Annotated in this window: 15 protein-coding genes and 1 pseudogene; 10 read left to right on the plus strand and 6 right to left on the minus strand. The window is 63.6% G+C overall.

Annotation, left to right across the window (positions count from 1 at the left end):
• Positions 1-23 precede the first annotated feature (23 nt).
• From gnd to dnaA, 3 genes are all read right to left on the minus strand, one after another.
• Positions 24-923, minus strand: a complete 900-nt coding sequence (gnd, locus tag J3S28_RS23900) for a phosphogluconate dehydrogenase (NAD(+)-dependent, decarboxylating) (RefSeq protein WP_207843457.1) — start codon at positions 921-923, stop codon at positions 24-26.
• A 90-nt stretch (positions 924-1,013) separates the two neighbouring features.
• Positions 1,014-2,183 (minus strand): DNA polymerase III subunit beta, encoded by a 1,170-nt coding sequence (gene dnaN / locus J3S28_RS23905; RefSeq protein ID WP_084837896.1) that lies wholly within the window; start codon positions 2,181-2,183, stop codon positions 1,014-1,016.
• A gap of 587 nt (positions 2,184-2,770) precedes the next feature.
• Positions 2,771-4,363 carry a chromosomal replication initiator protein DnaA gene (gene dnaA, locus J3S28_RS23910; protein ID WP_207843458.1) on the minus strand — a complete coding sequence of 531 codons (1,593 nt, stop codon included), beginning with the start codon at positions 4,361-4,363 and terminating at the stop codon, positions 2,771-2,773.
• Between the two features lie 439 nt (positions 4,364-4,802).
• On the opposite strand from dnaA, the gene rpmH reads away from it, so the two are divergent.
• The 9 genes from rpmH (at position 4,803) to J3S28_RS23955 (ending at position 11,447) form a co-directional block, all read left to right on the plus strand.
• On the plus strand, positions 4,803-4,946 hold the full coding sequence (gene rpmH / locus J3S28_RS23915; RefSeq protein WP_084837894.1) for a 50S ribosomal protein L34: 144 nt from the start codon (positions 4,803-4,805) through the stop codon (positions 4,944-4,946).
• 46 nt (positions 4,947-4,992) lie between these two features.
• Positions 4,993-5,358, plus strand: a complete 366-nt coding sequence (gene rnpA, locus J3S28_RS23920; RefSeq protein WP_207843459.1) for a ribonuclease P protein component — start codon at positions 4,993-4,995, stop codon at positions 5,356-5,358.
• Positions 5,358-5,714, plus strand: a complete 357-nt coding sequence (gene yidD / locus J3S28_RS23925; RefSeq protein WP_207843460.1) for a membrane protein insertion efficiency factor YidD — start codon at positions 5,358-5,360, stop codon at positions 5,712-5,714. Before rnpA ends, yidD begins: the two co-directional genes overlap by 1 nt.
• 3 nt (positions 5,715-5,717) lie before the next feature.
• The gene (gene yidC / locus J3S28_RS23930) at positions 5,718-6,929 is read left to right on the plus strand and encodes a membrane protein insertase YidC (protein ID WP_207843461.1); all 1,212 of its coding nucleotides are present in this window, start codon (positions 5,718-5,720) and stop codon (positions 6,927-6,929) included.
• A 47-nt stretch (positions 6,930-6,976) separates the two neighbouring features.
• Positions 6,977-7,579: a Jag family protein gene (locus tag J3S28_RS23935; RefSeq protein WP_207843462.1), complete on the plus strand. Its 603-nt coding sequence runs from the start codon at positions 6,977-6,979 to the stop codon at positions 7,577-7,579.
• Positions 7,580-7,728: 149 nt separating this feature from the next.
• Positions 7,729-8,394: a 16S rRNA (guanine(527)-N(7))-methyltransferase RsmG gene (gene rsmG, locus J3S28_RS23940; RefSeq protein WP_207843463.1), complete on the plus strand. Its 666-nt coding sequence runs from the start codon at positions 7,729-7,731 to the stop codon at positions 8,392-8,394.
• Between the two features lie 11 nt (positions 8,395-8,405).
• Positions 8,406-9,398: a ParA family protein gene (locus J3S28_RS23945; protein ID WP_237342054.1), complete on the plus strand. Its 993-nt coding sequence runs from the start codon at positions 8,406-8,408 to the stop codon at positions 9,396-9,398.
• A 101-nt stretch (positions 9,399-9,499) separates the two neighbouring features.
• On the plus strand, positions 9,500-10,483 hold the full coding sequence (locus tag J3S28_RS23950) for a ParB/RepB/Spo0J family partition protein (protein WP_237342055.1): 984 nt from the start codon (positions 9,500-9,502) through the stop codon (positions 10,481-10,483).
• Positions 10,484-10,739: 256 nt separating this feature from the next.
• Positions 10,740-11,447: a hypothetical protein gene (locus J3S28_RS23955; protein ID WP_207843465.1), complete on the plus strand. Its 708-nt coding sequence runs from the start codon at positions 10,740-10,742 to the stop codon at positions 11,445-11,447.
• Here J3S28_RS23955 and J3S28_RS23960 read toward each other — a convergent pair.
• From J3S28_RS23960 to trxB, 3 genes are all read right to left on the minus strand, one after another.
• Positions 11,418-12,596: an N-acetylmuramoyl-L-alanine amidase gene (locus J3S28_RS23960; protein ID WP_207843466.1), complete on the minus strand. Its 1,179-nt coding sequence runs from the start codon at positions 12,594-12,596 to the stop codon at positions 11,418-11,420. The genes J3S28_RS23955 and J3S28_RS23960 overlap by 30 nt on opposite strands.
• Positions 12,597-12,799: 203 nt before the next feature.
• Positions 12,800-13,132: a thioredoxin gene (gene trxA / locus J3S28_RS23965; RefSeq protein ID WP_207843467.1), complete on the minus strand. Its 333-nt coding sequence runs from the start codon at positions 13,130-13,132 to the stop codon at positions 12,800-12,802.
• 65 nt (positions 13,133-13,197) lie between these two features.
• A complete protein-coding gene (gene trxB / locus J3S28_RS23970) occupies positions 13,198-14,184 on the minus strand; it encodes a thioredoxin-disulfide reductase (protein WP_207843468.1) in 987 nt (328 codons plus the stop codon).
• Positions 14,185-14,749: 565 nt separating this feature from the next.
• Here trxB and J3S28_RS28970 point away from each other — a divergent pair.
• A pseudogene (locus J3S28_RS28970) lies at positions 14,750-15,013 on the plus strand (phosphatase PAP2 family protein); the annotation flags it as partial.
• Between the last annotated feature and the right edge of the window lie 29 nt (positions 15,014-15,042).

The raw sequence follows: 15,042 nt of genomic DNA on the forward strand, positions 1-15,042 counted from the left end.
CTCGTCAGATCAACTCCTGCGAGTCACTCGGACGACCCGGACTTGGGGACCACCGAGTGACCGCCGAACTGGTTGCGCAGAGCGGAGACCGCCTTGAGCGCGGGTGAACCGCCCTCTTGCCGGGATGCAAAACGCGCGAACAGCGCTGCAGAGATGACGTTGGCGGGCACGGAATGTCGGATGGCTTCTTCGACCGTCCAGCGTCCTTCGCCGGAATCAGTTGTGTAATCGGAGATCTCGGCCAGACCGGGATCTTCCTGCAGTGCCTTGACCAGGAGTTCGAGCAGCCACGACCGAACGACGGTGCCGTTGGTCCAGGCCCGCAGGGTTCCGGTGACATCTTCGATGAGCGGTTCGGCGTCGAGGATCTCGTATCCCTCGCCGTAGGCGTGCATCAGTCCGTACTCGATGCCGTTGTGCACCATTTTGGCGTAGTGACCTGCACCGACCTGGCCGGCGTGGACGAATCCGTCGGCACGCTCCCCCGGCGGGCGTAGGGCGTCGAAGATCGGCATCGCGCGGGCGACGTCGTCCTTGGCTCCGCCACACATCAGGCCGTAGCCGTTCTCCAGGCCCCAGACGCCGCCGGATACACCGCAGTCGATGTAGCTGATCCCCTTGGCGCTCAACAGTTCTGCGTTGATGGCGTCGTCGGTGTACTTGGAGTTGCCGCCGTCGATCACGAGATCGCCGGGTGACAGGGTCTCCGAAAGGGTGCGCACGGTGGACCTGGTCGGTTCCCCGGAAGGGACCATGACCCACACGATCCGCGGCGCGTCGAGCGCCTCGGTGAGTTCGGCGAGGGAGCCGACGTCGGTGACCTCAGGGCGCGGGTCGTAGCCGACGACCTCGATACCTGCATCCTTGATGCGGGTGCGCATGAAACCACCCATTTTGCCGAGTCCCACCAAACCCATTTGCATGGTCGATCACTCCTTCGCCGATGACGTGTCGCTGCGGTCCGGTGTCCGCTGCAACCATTGTTGTCCAGCGGCGCCGGTGCCGCTCATCTTTCAGCCCGGCAGGCGGACGGGCATCAGCAGGTACGTGTACTCGCTGTTCGGCGCTGCGTAGGCGCCGTTGTCGTCAGGTGTGGGCTCGGCGTCGGAACCGGGACGCAGTACCGCGGGGCGCGACGGTGTCGTGAACCCGAAATCGACCGTCCCGGCATGCAGCGAACCGAGGCCGTCGAGCAGATATCCCGGATTGAAGGCGATGGTCAGCGGATCACCGTAGAACTTCACGTCGACCTGCTCTTCAGCGCGACCCGCATCGTCACCGCCCGCGGTCAACAGCACGGTGTCCTCACCGAACTCGAGTCGCACCTGCGCACCCCGCTCGGCGACCAGGGCGACACGCTTGATCGCCTCGGTCAGCGGACCGATCTCGATGTTGGCGACCGAGGTGTGACTCGGCGGCAGCAACTGCCGGAACTTCGGGAACTCGGCATCGAGAAGACGGGTGGTCGTGCGTCGCCCGGATCCCAGGATGCCCAGCAGACCGTCTGCGCCGATGCTCCCGCCGGAACCGAATGCCAGTCCGACGGCCGAGGTGCCGTCCGACCCTGCGGTTCTGGCCGCCTCGGCCAAGGTCTTGGCGGGCACCAGCACCGCGGAGGTGGTGTCGGCGACCTCTGGAGTCCAGGTGAGCTCGCGCACCGCGAGCCGGAACCGGTCCGTTGCGGCGAGCACCACGGTGTTGTTGTCGATCTCGAGGCGGATGCCGGTCAGCATGGGCAGGGTGTCGTCTTTGCCCGCTGCGATGGCGACCTGCGTGATCGCTTCGGCGAAGACGTCCGACGGGATGGATCCGGTGTTTTCCGGGACGTCGGGCAGCTGGGGGTAATCCTCCACCGGCATCGTCGGCAGCGAGAACTTGGCGCTGCCACAGACGATCGCGACGCGCGTCCCGTCGAGTTGCACGTCGACGGGTTTCGCCGGGAGCGCCCTGGTGATGTCGGCGAGCAGCTTGCCGGACACCAGCACCTGGCCTTCGTCGGCCACCTCGGCCGAGACGTTGACCTGCGCCGAGACCTCGAAGTCGAATCCCGACACCGAGAGACCGGTGTCGGTGACTGTCAGCAGCACACCGCCGAGGACCGGTACCGGAGGCCGGCTCGGCAGGCTACGTGCAACCCACGCGACCGAATCTGCGAACTCGTCGCGAGTCACCCGAAACTTCATCGTGTTCAGCTTGCCCTTCTGGTTGTTCGAGCTGAGCCTGCTCCGGTGCGAAGACAACCTTCGACCGTGCGGCGTGCGCCAGGGTCTCCACTCTAAGGCGGATGACAAGTATTCGGTGCCGATGGGGTCGGCTTGGCTTCTTGAGATTCGGCCCAGGCCGATGCCTGTGGAGATGACTTGTGCACACCCTTGCTTTTAAAGAGCTTTGTTGAGAGATAAATTCTTCGTAGTAATAGGTCCTGTGAATTTGTGGATGACAGGCAGATTCGGCTGGTATCGGCTCTGGAAGCCTGGGGGCGAAATGTCAGTCGTCCGTGAACCAACGTGACGTGCATGTGAACGGGACGCCTCCGTTCGGGAAAGGTGCACTGTCTATCCACAGATTTCAGTAGTTATCCACCGGCTTGTACACAGGCAGATCTGCTCGTGGCAGAGCGTGTGATTCGGACGAAGACGTATCGAAAGTCTCATCGTTGGGTTGAGAGTATGGCGCCGCCGGCGGCACGATGAACGCGCGCGAAGGCCCACTCGAGGCATGGAAGACCACGATCAACGTGCGGGAGAGCCCGGTGGAAAGGGCGGCAGAGCTAGCGGCGTGAGCGCTGTTTGATGCGTGCGGTGAGTTCCTGGACCTGGTCGTACACACGACGACGCTCGGCCATCTCCTTGCGGATCTTCTTGTCCGCGTACATGACGGTGGTGTGGTCCCGATCGAAGGTCTCACCGATCTTCGGCAGGGACAGGTCGGTCAGCTCGCGGCACAGGTACATGGCGATCTGGCGAGCCTGCGCGATGGACCTGGTCTTACCCGGCCCGCGGAGCTCCTCGATGCTGATGTCGAAGTACTCGGCGTTGACCGCGAGGATGGTGGCTGCGGTGATCTCCAGACTCGCCGAATCGGGTAGCAGAGCCTGTAGGACGACGTCGGCGAGTGCGGTGTCGAGTTCGGAATGGTTGAGCGAGGCGAAGGCCGTGACCCGGATCAATGCGCCCTCGAGTTCACGGATGTTGCGTTCGATCTTCGAGGCGATCAGTTCGAGGACATCGTCGGGTACCCGGATGTCGTCCATCTGCGCCTTCTTGCGCAAGATGGCGATCCGGGTCTCCAGCTCGGGTGGCTGGACGTCGGTGATCAGACCCCATTCGAAGCGGGTCCGCAGGCGATCTTCAAGCGTCGCAAGCTGTTTGGGTGGCCGATCCGACGAGACCACGATCTGCTTGTTCGCGTTGTGCAGCGTGTTGAAGGTGTGGAAAAACTCTTCCTGGATACCTTCTTTGCCCTCGAGGAACTGGATGTCGTCGACGAGTAGTACGTCCATGTCGCGGTACCGACGTTTGAACGCCACCCGGCGGTCGTCACGCAGAGAGTTGATGAAGTCGTTGGTGAACTCCTCGGTGGAGACGTACTTGACTCGCATCCCGGGGAAGAGTCGTTGCGCGTAGTGGCCGGCCGCGTGCAGCAGGTGGGTCTTGCCCAGGCCCGATTCGCCCCAGATGAACAGCGGATTGTAGGCCCGCGCAGGTGCCTCGGAGATCGCCACCGCGGCTGCGTGTGCGAACCGGTTGGAAGCGCCGATGACGAATGTCTCGAAGGTGTACTTCGAGTTGAGGCTCGAGTCGCCACTGGAGTCAGACTTCGCCCCCGAGTCGGCCGAGAAATAACTCGACCATTCGCCGCCGTTGCCGCCGGCTCTTGTCAGATCGCGGTCGCGGTCGGCGAAGGTCTCGGGCGGAGGAGAGATGTCGGGTCGTCCCGGGAGGTCGGTACGTCCGGGAATCTCCGGACGGCCATAACCGTCGGGGCGCGCGAGCCGTGAGCTGCCGTAATCGTCCACCGGCAGTGGCCGGCTGTCCTCATCGGGGAGTTCGGTCGCACCAGGTACTGCATCGGCAGCGATCGGGTCGATGCGAACGGCCAGATCCACGGTGTGTCCGAGATGGCGGCTGAGCGCGGACACGATCGGTTCGCGGAGTCCGCGCTCGATCTGTTCCTGAACTCGCGGGGTCGGCACGGTCAAGAGTGCGAAGCCCTCGGCAAGGGTCAGCGGCCGGACGAGAGAGAGCCAGGCCTTCTGTTGTTTGGACAACGGGATCCGGTTGCCTGCGGTGTCGTCATTGAGCTCGGTGACCACCTGGTGCCAGATCACGCTGAACGAGTCGTGATCGGAATCCGCTGGCATGGTCGTCCCTCCTGGTGGTTCGTCACCAATTGTCCACACCGTTATCCACAGGTGTGGAGCAATAGGAAGACACAGCGAACCCCAGAAGGGTTAACGCGATTCCGCCCCGGGTGGATAGCTTGGGTGAAGTTAACAGAGATCGGCGCGGGGCGACAACTGAACACCACATGTCGCAGGTAAAGGCAAGAATCTCCCCGCAACAGGCGTGTCGAACATCGATGCCGCAGGTCGCGGGTGTTTCACGCATCCGACCGCGGTTTGACCCTGACGCCGGTCATCAGTAGTCTCGAACGGTCGCCGATCGTCGATTCCGGCCACTCTGATCAGCGCCCACAGGGGGCTGCAAAGTAACCGACGCATCGAGGTAGCGACCAGACCACCGATTAACAAGCTGGGCTCAATCATGGACGCGAGCCCGTCACCATGAGGAGATTTGGCCGTGGCCAAGGGCAAGCGGACTTTCCAACCGAACAACCGTCGTCGCGCACGTGTGCACGGCTTCCGGCTGCGTATGCGTACCCGTGCGGGACGCGCAATCGTCAACACCCGTCGCCGCAAGGGGCGCGCGAGTCTCACGGCCTGAGTCGGCCGCGTATCGCAGCCTGCGTAGCCGGCCGCAACTTATCGTGTTGGCACCACCGAACCGGATCACCCGGCGGTCAGACTTCACCCGCATCCTCAAACAAGGGGTGCGGGTTGGTCGGCGTGATGTGATCGCGCACGTGTTGGTGCCGTCCGAGCCCGAACTCATCACCTCCGGTGGTCCGAGGTTCGGGCTGATCGTCGGCAAGTCTGTCGGCAACTCGGTGGTCCGTCACGCCGTGTCACGTCGGCTGCGCGCTGCCGCTCGACCACTTCTCGACGACTGCGATCCCGCGGCGATGGTCGTGGTGCGTGCTCTCGGTGGCAGTGCGAACTGTTCGCAGCCAGATCTCGAACGGCAGTTGTCGTCGGCAGTGACCACGGCAATGCGTCGCATCGAGGCGACTGTGTGATGGGAAGTCCCCGCGGCGTACGCAGGTCGACCTTCGCCACCTGGCCTCGCAGAGCGATCATCTTCGTGATCGAGCTCTACCGCACGTGGGTCTCCCCCATGCGACTGCCCACCTGTCGGTTCGAACCGACATGCAGTACTTATGCAGTCGAGGCACTGACCGAGTACGGCGCACTCCGTGGAGGACTGTTGTCGTTGATACGCCTCGCCAAGTGCGGACCCTGGCACAAGCCCGGTTACGACCCCATTCCTGAGCGCCGGAACGCCGATGACGAGCACCCTTGCCGGCAGCAACCTGCGGAACTCGACCCAAACGCGGCCAAAGAGCCGGATCTTGTTGTAACAGTGAGGAACTGACGCGTGCTCGATTTCATTTACTGGCCGGTCTCGGCCATCATGTGGGTATGGTACGAGGCGTTCAGCTTCCTCCTGCCCAACTCACCGGGTGGCGACGGCATCGCCTGGGCCCTGTCGGTGGTGTTCCTGGTCTTCACCCTTCGCGCGATTCTCTACAAGCCGTTCGTCAAGCAGATCCGCACCACGCGGAAGATGCAAGAGATTCAGCCGCAGATGCAGGCGATCCGTAAGAAGTACGGCAAAGATCGCGTGAAGATGACCGAGGAGATGCAGAAGCTCCAGAAGGAGCACGGGTTCAATCCCCTGCTCGGATGTCTGCCGATGCTCGCGCAGATCCCGGTCTTCATCGGCCTGTTCCACGTGCTGCGCTCGTTCAACCGAATGGGCACGGGTTTCGGTCAGCTGGGTATGACGGCCGAAGAAACCCGGTCGTACGGCAACTACATCTTCAACGTCGATCAGGTCCAGAACTTCCTGGACGCCCGACTCTTCGGCGTTCCCCTGTCGTCGTATATCATCCAGCCGACCTCGGAATGGCTCGCTTTCAGCCCTCCCGGTGTGCCGGTCGACTTCACTCGGCTGAACATCATCATCCTGGTGATCCCACTGGTGATCATCTCGTCGATCGCGACACACATGAACTCCAGGGCGTCCGTGGCCCGGCAGAGCGAAGCCGCGATGGAGAACCCGCAGACACGCATCATGAACAACCTCGCGTTGTACGTGTTCCCTCTGGGCATCCTCGTCTCCGGCGCCTTCTTCCCCGTCGCGATCCTCCTCTACTGGGTCTCGAACAACCTCTGGACCTATGTGCAGCAACACATCGTCTTCGGAAACATTGAGAAAGAAGAAGAGGCTCAGAAGGCCGCCAAGCTCGAGAAGCGTTCCAACAACGCACCGAAGCCCGGCGCGAAGCCGCAGGCGGCCAAGGCGGTCACGACCAAACCGAAGCCCGGCGCGAAACCGACAGGCACGTCGAAGCCGGCAGGCAAGCCGGGGTCGCAACAGGTGGACATCACCAAGGGTGACGCGGCAGCAGCTGATGCAAAGACTTCGTCAGAGGACTCGGAGGAGACGACCACGTCCTCGGGCAAGCCGACGGCAGGCGGCTCGCCCAGTTCCAACGGCGCGAAGAAACCGACAGGCGGACGTCCGGCCACAGGGCCCGGCGGAGCACGCGGCGGCAATCAGCAACGACGTAAGAAGCGGCGCTGACCCATGACTGGTCAGTACCCCGATGAGTGCAAAGCGAGGGAAGTTCGATGAGTGCAGAGACCAAGGATGCGGTGGTCGAGGAATTGATCGAGGAGCCGGCAGCCGACGAACAGGCGACCGAAACCCCGGCGAACGGTGAGGTATCCGACGGGGACGATGCGGACTCGGACGATACGGGTTTGACCGACGAGGAGCGGCTGGTCGAAGAAGGCGAGATCGCAGGCGACTATCTCGAGCAGCTGCTCGACGTCCTGGACTTCGACGGTGACATCGATCTCGACGTCGACGGTGACCGGGCGATCGTGAGCATCGACGGCGGATCCGACCTCGTGAAGTTGGTGGGCAAGAACGGTGAGATCCTCGACGCCCTCCAGGAGTTGACGCGGCTGGCCGTCCAGCGCACCACGGGTGACCGGAGTCGGCTGATGCTCGACGTCGCGCGGTGGCGGGCTGATCGTCGGGAGCGACTCGCGCGTCTGGGCAACGAAGTCGCTGAACGTGTGCGCGAGGGTGGAGAGCGCGAAGAGCTCGATCCGATGTCCCCATTCGAGCGGAAGATCGTGCACGACGCGGTTGCAGCGGTCGACGGGGTCTACTCCGAGAGCGAGGGCACCGAGCCCAATCGACGAGTTGTCGTTCTCAAGGGCTGACTCGAACAACTGAGGCAGTGGGCCCCGGCGGTGTCGCCGGGGCCCATTGCTATCTCCAGGCATAGTTACAACGATGTTGTTTACCGGCCGATCCGGGGTCCCCGGACGGCGAGGGTGCGAGTGATGTTTCACGTGAAACGGAGGACCGGATGACCGGTGAGTTCGAGGGCGAGGGTGGGGACCAACTCCGGGCGGCCGCGGAGTCGGTGTTCGCCGACCGCCTGCCGATAGCCGAGAAGTACTGGGACGCGCTGGCGAGTGCCGGTGTCGAGCGCGGTCTGATCGGGCCCCGAGAGATAGACCGACTCTGGGGACGGCACATTCTGAACTGCGCCGTGGTTGCCGAAGTCCTCGCGGACGGCGAGGCCGTGGTGGACATCGGCAGCGGCGCCGGACTGCCGGGTGTCGCGGTGGCCATCGCGAAGCCGGGCATCAACATGACTCTGGTCGAACCTCTCCTGCGCCGTGCGACATTCCTTGAAGAGGTGGTGGCCGAACTCGGAATCGACGTGCGGGTCATCCGGGGCCGGGCAGAGGAGAAGGCGGTTGTGAAGGCGGCCGGACGCGCCGACGTTGTCACGTCGCGTGCGGTCGCTCCGCTCGATCGGCTGGGAAAGTGGTCCACTCCCCTGCTGCGGCCCGGCGGTCGGCTGGTTGCCATTAAGGGTTCGTCGGCGGCCGAGGAGATCACCACTCATGTAGGCACCCTGGGTCGGATTGGTTTGTCTGGTCTACGGGTCGAACAATGCGGGAGTTCTATGCTCCCCACGCCGACGACTGTGGTGTTGGCGACGCGGGTTGGTGGTCGCCGGTGACAGAGCGCAGAATGTTCAGCAGGCGTAGCCGAAGGAGTGAAAGCGTGTCCAACGAATCGCATGTTTCACGTGAAACTGTTTCACGTGAAACCAGCGCGTACGAGGCCAGACCCCAACCACATGATGACACCCCGATCGCTGCCGCAGCAGAGCGAGCAAGCCGTGTGCTGACCCCAGGAGGTAGCGGAGCACTCCCCCGTCCGAGGCGCACCCGCATCATCACCATCGCGAACCAGAAGGGCGGCGTGGGAAAGACGACGACCGCGGTGAACATGGCTGCGGCACTAGCGGTGCATCAGCTACGCGTTCTGGTCATCGATCTCGACCCCCAGGGCAATGCCAGTACCGCGCTCGGTGTCGACCATCGGTCCGGCATCCCTTCGGTTTACGAACTGCTGATCGGTGAGGTCGAGTTCGCCGACACAATCGTGCAGAGTTCCAGCAACGAAAACCTCTTCTGCGTTCCGGCGACACTGGATTTGGCGGGAGCGGAGATCGAACTGGTCTCGATGGTCGCGCGAGAGAATCGCCTCCGCAATGCTCTCGACAAGGCGACCCTCGAGAAATACGACTTCGACTACGTCCTCATCGACTGCCCGCCATCTCTCGGGCTGCTGACGATCAACGCGATGGTCGCCGCGCGCGAGGTCATGATCCCGATCCAGTGCGAGTACTACGCGCTCGAAGGTGTCAGCCAGTTGCTGTCGAACATCAACCTCGTCCAGGCGCATCTGAACCCTGAGCTCCACGTGTCGACCGTTGTTCTCACGATGTACGACGGGCGAACGAAACTTGCCGACCAAGTCGCAGAAAGTGTGCGTGAGCACTTCGGCGATCGCGTCCTGAACGCGGTCATTCCCCGGAGTGTGAAGGTGTCCGAGGCACCCGGCTACGGGACCACCATCATCGAATACGACCCGGGTTCACGTGGAGCCATGAGCTACCTGGATGCGGGCCGCGAACTCGCGCTGCGTTCGACGAGAGAAGAGGAGGGGCTGTCGTGAGCGATCCGGGTCAGGCAAACAAAGGAAGTGGCACCGGGAAGCCGCCCGCCAAGGGTGCCGGTAATCGGTCGCCGAAACGGCAGGGCGGCCTCGGTCGCGGTCTGGCTGCGCTCATCCCGACCGGCCCCACAGAGGGTCCCCGAATGGGCTCTGCGGCTGCTGACGAGATGTTCGGTGCTGCCAACCGGCAGGCGGATTCGGAGTCGCAGACCGCGAATGCGCCTGTGCCCACTCCCCCGACCGTGACCGATCCGCGGGGTGTCGATGAGGTCGGCGCGGTATACCGGGAGATCCCGCCCAGGCTGATTCAGCCGAATCCGCAGCAGCCGCGTACCGCCTTCGATGAAGAAGCACTTGCCGAGTTGGTGCACTCGATTCGCGAGTTCGGCCTCATGCAACCGATTGTCGTGCGGCGGCTGTCCGAGCCGGTGGGTGCCGCTGAGTACCAACTCGTCATGGGCGAGCGGCGGTGGCGTGCAAGCCAGGAAGCCGGTCTCGAGTCGATCCCTGCCATCGTTCGCGAGACTGCGGATGGCGACATGTTGCGCGACGCCCTCCTGGAGAATATTCACCGGGTGCAGTTGAATCCGCTGGAAGAGGCCGCGGCGTATCAGCAGCTGCTCGAAGAGTTCGGCGTCACCCACGATGAACTCGCGAGTCGGCTTGGCCGCTCGCGGCCCGTGATCACCAACATGATCCGACTGCTTCGCCTACCGATCCCGGTCCAGCGTCGCGTCGCGGCCGGCGTGCTGTCCGCCGGACACGCTCGCGCACTGCTCTCGCTCGACGCGGGTGCCGACGCCCAAGAGGCCTTGGCGGCCCGGATCATCGCTGAGGGCATGTCTGTGCGTGCGACTGAGGAAGCGGTGACGCTTGCCAACCGCGGTGACGGCAAGACCACTCCCCCCTCGCCGAAGCGCAAACCGATGCAGATGCCCGGCCTTCAAGACGTGGCGGAACGGCTGTCGGACAAGCTCGACACCCGGGTGACGGTCGCGATGGGGAAACGAAAAGGCAAAATCACCGTCGAATTCGGGTCCGTTGGCGACCTCGAGCGGCTTGTCGAGATCATTGCGCAAAAGTGAAAATTTCGCCGCGGAATTTCGCGTACGGGAGTATGCGGCTGAAACGTCACTGTGACAAAGGCTCCTCGGCAGTGGTTCCGATATCTCCGAAACCGTTATCAGACAACAGATTTCGCCCGGAGGGCCGCTCACCGCAGGCCGACGTCCTCGATCGCTTATGCTGGAGGGTGTTCACAGCAGTTTTCGGTCGATTCGGGCGACGTGGAAATCTCATCGGAGCCGGAGCTCGACGATTTGAAGGAAAGGCGTCGGTGCCGTGTCGGTAACGATAGCGCCACTGACGATGGACGGATTCGAAAGTCTTCCTTCGCACAGCCGACGCTGTGTCTTCTGGGAGATGGATCCGACCCTCATCCCCGACAACCCGGGCGGCGTCGCATTCGAGAGCGAGTTCGACAAAGAGGCCTGGGTCTCCATGATCCTGCTCGAGTGGGGCACGTGCGGACGGGTCGCCGTCAGTCGTACGACCGGCAAGGTGGTGGGCGCCGCGTTCTACGGTCCTCCGCGCAGTGTTCCGAGGTCTCTGCTTTTCCCCACCTCCCCGGTATCACCCGACGCAGTAATCCTGAATTCGCTGTGGGTGGATCCCGGCTATGACGACGCCGCTGCCGCACTGACGCAGGCGGTGATCGTCGACCTCACCCGGCGTGGGGTCCGCGCCATCGAAGCGTTCGGCATCGTCCGGTCAGCGCACACCAGTCCGAACCAGGACCCGGAGAATGACGCGATCTGTGCGCGCTGCATGATCGACGCCCACTTCCTCAAAGGCGAGGGTTTCGACGTCGTGTCAGCTCACCACCGCTACCCCAGGTTGCGGCTCGCGCTCGACAACGACCTCGGCTGGAAAGCAGGCGTCGAGAGTGCGTTGGAGAAGCTGGTGGTGATGGCGGCCATCGATGTGGCGGGTCGAGAACGAACGGCAGTGCCGGTTGGCTCAGCGCGCCACTTGTTCCGAGGCCAGTAGTTCGGCGAACGTGTAGGTCCCGGTGGGTTGATCGTCTCGGCCCAGGAGATAGAGACGTTTGACGGCAACCAGGATCGCCTCGGCAATGGTGTCGCGGACCGCCGGATCACTCAGTTGGGTCGCATCGTGCAGATTACTGATGTAGCCGATGTCGAGTTGGACGGCAGGCATCTGACTGCGGCGGAGAATGTCCCACGTGCGCTCATGCGAACGACAGTCCCGCAGGTCTGTCCGAGCGACGATCTCGCGCTGGATGAAACCCGAGAGTGAACGGCCGATGGTGGACGAAGACCCATGGGTGGTCCCGTAGTGGAAACTGGCCACTCCACTCGCCCGGCTGTTCGGATAGTGCGCGCACCTGAGGGCGATCAGCAGATCTGCGCCGATGGCGTTGGCGGTGCCGGCCCGCTCTGCGTCGGTCGGGTTCTCGTCTTGGCGCCGAGATACGAAAGTCTCCATCCCGGCGGCGGTCATCCGGCCGACCAGGCGATCACTGAGATCCCACAGAATTTCGGCTTCGATGGCCGACTCTGCAGGATCGGCGTCGGGGTGGTCACCGCCGGAACCCGGATCGATGACAATCCGCTTGCCCGACAGCTGAGGTCCGCGGCGGCGGACATGCTCTTCTTCACGGATCGCATGAGGCGAGCCACCGGTCACGCGGGTGCCGAGTTGCTTGAGGGACCGTAGCGTTGCCGGGCCGCAGATGCCGTCCGGATTGAGTCCGTAATCGCCCTGATAGTTCCGCAGGGCGTTGTGGGTGTCGACGTCGAAGTGGCCGTCGACGAGCCCGGTGTAGAAACCCAGGTTCTGTAGTCGAGACTGCAGGGTTGCGACGTCGTCGCCGTGCATGGGCGCTGAGGTGAGGTAACACAGCACCCGCGCACCCAGGCGGTAGGACGATTCGCGAAGCGCACCGAACGTGGCCGGGCCGACGATCCCGTCGACGAGCAGTCCGCGCTGCTGCTGGAAGGCGCGTACCGCCTGATCCGTCTCAGCGTCGAACACGGCCTCGGGCAAGGCCCATCCGTTGGCGTCCACGAGCCGGCCCGTCGGCAGTTGAGCGTCCGTCAGGAAGCCCTGGCCAGTGAGGATGGCACGTATCTCGGCAACTGCCGACCCGTGGTCTCCAAACCGGAACAACGGCATCGCTTGGCCTTCCTTCTAGCAATCGGTAGCGCGTGGTCGGCGGGTGCTCATGGTGCCTCGTGGCCCCTGTCCGCACCCGAACTAGCTAAGAGTGTCTCAGCAATGACCCTCGGGAGCCAATACGGCCAGGCACCAGTTTGGTGACCTTTGAGATCAAAAGACTGGTGTCTGGCCGCGGTGGTGAGTGGTGGTGCGCCGACGCGCTACTTACCGAGAACTCCGTCGAGTTCGCGGAGAAGCGCGGCCTTGCCCTTGGCACCGACGATCGTTTTGGTCGGTTTGCCGTCTTCGAACAGGATCATGGTCGGAATCGACATGATCTGGAAATCCCTTGCGACGTTGGGGTTCTGGTCCACGTCGAGCTTGGCGACGGTGAGCTTTTCGGAGTTCTCACCAGCGATCTCCTCGAGGACGGGGGCGACCATCTTGCAGGGTCCACACCAGGTTGCCCAGAAGTCGACCAGGACCGGTTTGCCGGCTCCCAGCACCTCTTCTTTGAACGTGGCGTCGGTGACGGCGACGGTGTTGTCTCCCATTTTTTGTTCTCCTTTTCACACGTGGTCGGGGTCCGTTCGGATGAACGGAGGTGGGTGGTTCGGGGTCAGGCCTGCACGCCCGCGGCCTCGGGTACCGCGGCGGGCGCGATGTCTGCTTGATCCGCGAGCCAGCGTTCCGCGTCGATCGCGGCCGAACATCCGGAGCCGGCCGCGGTGATGGCCTGACGGTAGGTGTGGTCGACCAGATCTCCCGAAGCGAAAACCCCTGGTAGTGACGTGTACGTGCTGCGTCCCTGCACCCTGACGTAACCCTCGGAATCGAGATCCACCTGGCCCTTCACCAGAGCGCTGCGCGGATCATGGCCGATGGCCACGAACATGCCCGTCACGTCGATGGTTGACGTGGCGCCGGTGACCGTGTCGACGAGCTCGAGACCGGTGACCGACGTCTCGCCCAGCACCTTGCCGATGGTGGCGTTGGTGACGAAGCGGATCTTGTCGTTGGCGCGGGCGCGCTCGAGCATGATCTTCGAGGCCCGGAACTCTTCGCGGCGGTGGATGACGGTGACGCTACGGGCGAACTTCGTCAGGAAGGTCGCCTCTTCCATCGCTGAGTCGCCACCGCCGATGACAGCGATGTCCTGATCGCGGAAGAAGAAGCCGTCACAGGTCGCACAGGCCGACACACCGCGGCCCAGCAGATCCTGCTCCCCCGGGATGTCGAGGTAACGTGCTGCGGCGCCCATCGCGAGAATGACCGACTTTGCGCGGAAGGTCTCGCCGCCGGCGTCCACCTCTTTGATCTCACCGGCAAGCCGGACCGCGTCCACGTCGTCCATGCGCAGGTCGGCACCGAAACGGATCGCCTGCTCACGCATCTCTTCCATCAGTTCTGGACCCTGGATTCCCTTCTGGAACCCGGGAAAGTTCTCCACCTCGGTGGTGGTCATCAACGCGCCACCGAACTGGGTGCCTTCGAAGACAACAGGCGACAACTCGGCTCGTGCCGCGTAGACGGCGGCGGTGTATCCGGCCGGTCCCGATCCGACGATGATGACGTCGTGGACGGTGTCGGTTCCTGGTGCGCTCATCGGTGCTCCACTTTCCTATCTGGGTACTCTGGCCTGGGCTTGTGTGCCGCGAGCAGATGATCCGGGATTGGCATCTGGTCTGGTCGTGTCTGATTCTCTACCCGCGATGGATAACACCAGCGTAAGGGGATCTGTTCCCGCACCCCAGGGTGGCGGCAGAACTCTGGGGCGGCGGCTGACGCCGTGGATGCACTCAGCTACGTCAGGCACCATGGAGTGCATGTCTTCGAGGTCCCTGCGCCGGCTGGGCGCTCCGCGCGCAACGTCCGCGACCGGCGCGATGGTGCTGTCACTGATGTGGTCAGCGCTGTTGGTGGTGCTGATGGCCGGCGTCTACCTGATCGCGGTCCAGACCCCCTGGGGCCAAGACCTGGACCAACGGGCCTTTCTCACCCTGAGAGGTACCGGAGCCACCGCGGACGTCCCGCACGTGGTCGGGCTGGGCTCGGTGACCGATGTTCGACTATGGGTGGTGTCGATCGTGGCCATCGTCGGACTCGGACTCTGGGCCGGACGCCGACTGAGTATCGCCGCGCTGCTGGCCCTTCCGGTGGTCTCGATCCTGATGACCCAGTTCTTGCGAGACGAGCTGCTCACCCGGGCGGACTTCGATGGTTTCTCCTGGGCCACGAACACCTTTCCGAGCGGACACGCCGCTGCAGCCGCGGGGTGCGTGGCTGCGATCGTCCGCGCCGCGCCGCGCCGGATCGCTCCCGTACTGGCCGTGGCCGGGGTGGGGTGGCTGACTTTGGTGACCCAAGACCTGATGGTGTGGGGATGGCACCGGCCGAGCGATCTGCTGGGCTCGATTCTGTTGGCCGCCGCACTGATGCACCTGGTGCCGGGCGCCGCGGGCGA

The organism is Williamsia soli (assembly GCF_017377795.1).
Lineage (GTDB): Bacteria > Actinomycetota > Actinomycetes > Mycobacteriales > Mycobacteriaceae > Williamsia > Williamsia soli.

Excerpts from the sequence above, each read along its gene's own strand:
- J3S28_RS23945 (WP_237342054.1), top strand. The coding sequence starts at position 8,406 with ATGTTCAGCAGGCGTAGCCGAAGGAGTGAAAGCGTGTCCAACGAATCG.
- dnaN (WP_084837896.1), bottom strand. The coding sequence starts at position 2,183 with ATGAAGTTTCGGGTGACTCGCGACGAGTTCGCAGATTCGGTCGCGTGG.
- trxB (WP_207843468.1), bottom strand. The coding sequence starts at position 14,184 with ATGAGCGCACCAGGAACCGACACCGTCCACGACGTCATCATCGTCGGA.
- rsmG (WP_207843463.1), top strand. The coding sequence starts at position 7,729 with ATGACCGGTGAGTTCGAGGGCGAGGGTGGGGACCAACTCCGGGCGGCC.
- yidD (WP_207843460.1), top strand. The coding sequence starts at position 5,358 with ATGGGAAGTCCCCGCGGCGTACGCAGGTCGACCTTCGCCACCTGGCCT.
- trxA (WP_207843467.1), bottom strand. The coding sequence starts at position 13,132 with ATGGGAGACAACACCGTCGCCGTCACCGACGCCACGTTCAAAGAAGAG.
- J3S28_RS23935 (WP_207843462.1), top strand. The coding sequence starts at position 6,977 with ATGAGTGCAGAGACCAAGGATGCGGTGGTCGAGGAATTGATCGAGGAG.
- J3S28_RS23960 (WP_207843466.1), bottom strand. The coding sequence starts at position 12,596 with ATGCCGTTGTTCCGGTTTGGAGACCACGGGTCGGCAGTTGCCGAGATA.
- dnaA (WP_207843458.1), bottom strand. The coding sequence starts at position 4,363 with ATGCCAGCGGATTCCGATCACGACTCGTTCAGCGTGATCTGGCACCAG.
- gnd (WP_207843457.1), bottom strand. The coding sequence starts at position 923 with ATGCAAATGGGTTTGGTGGGACTCGGCAAAATGGGTGGTTTCATGCGC.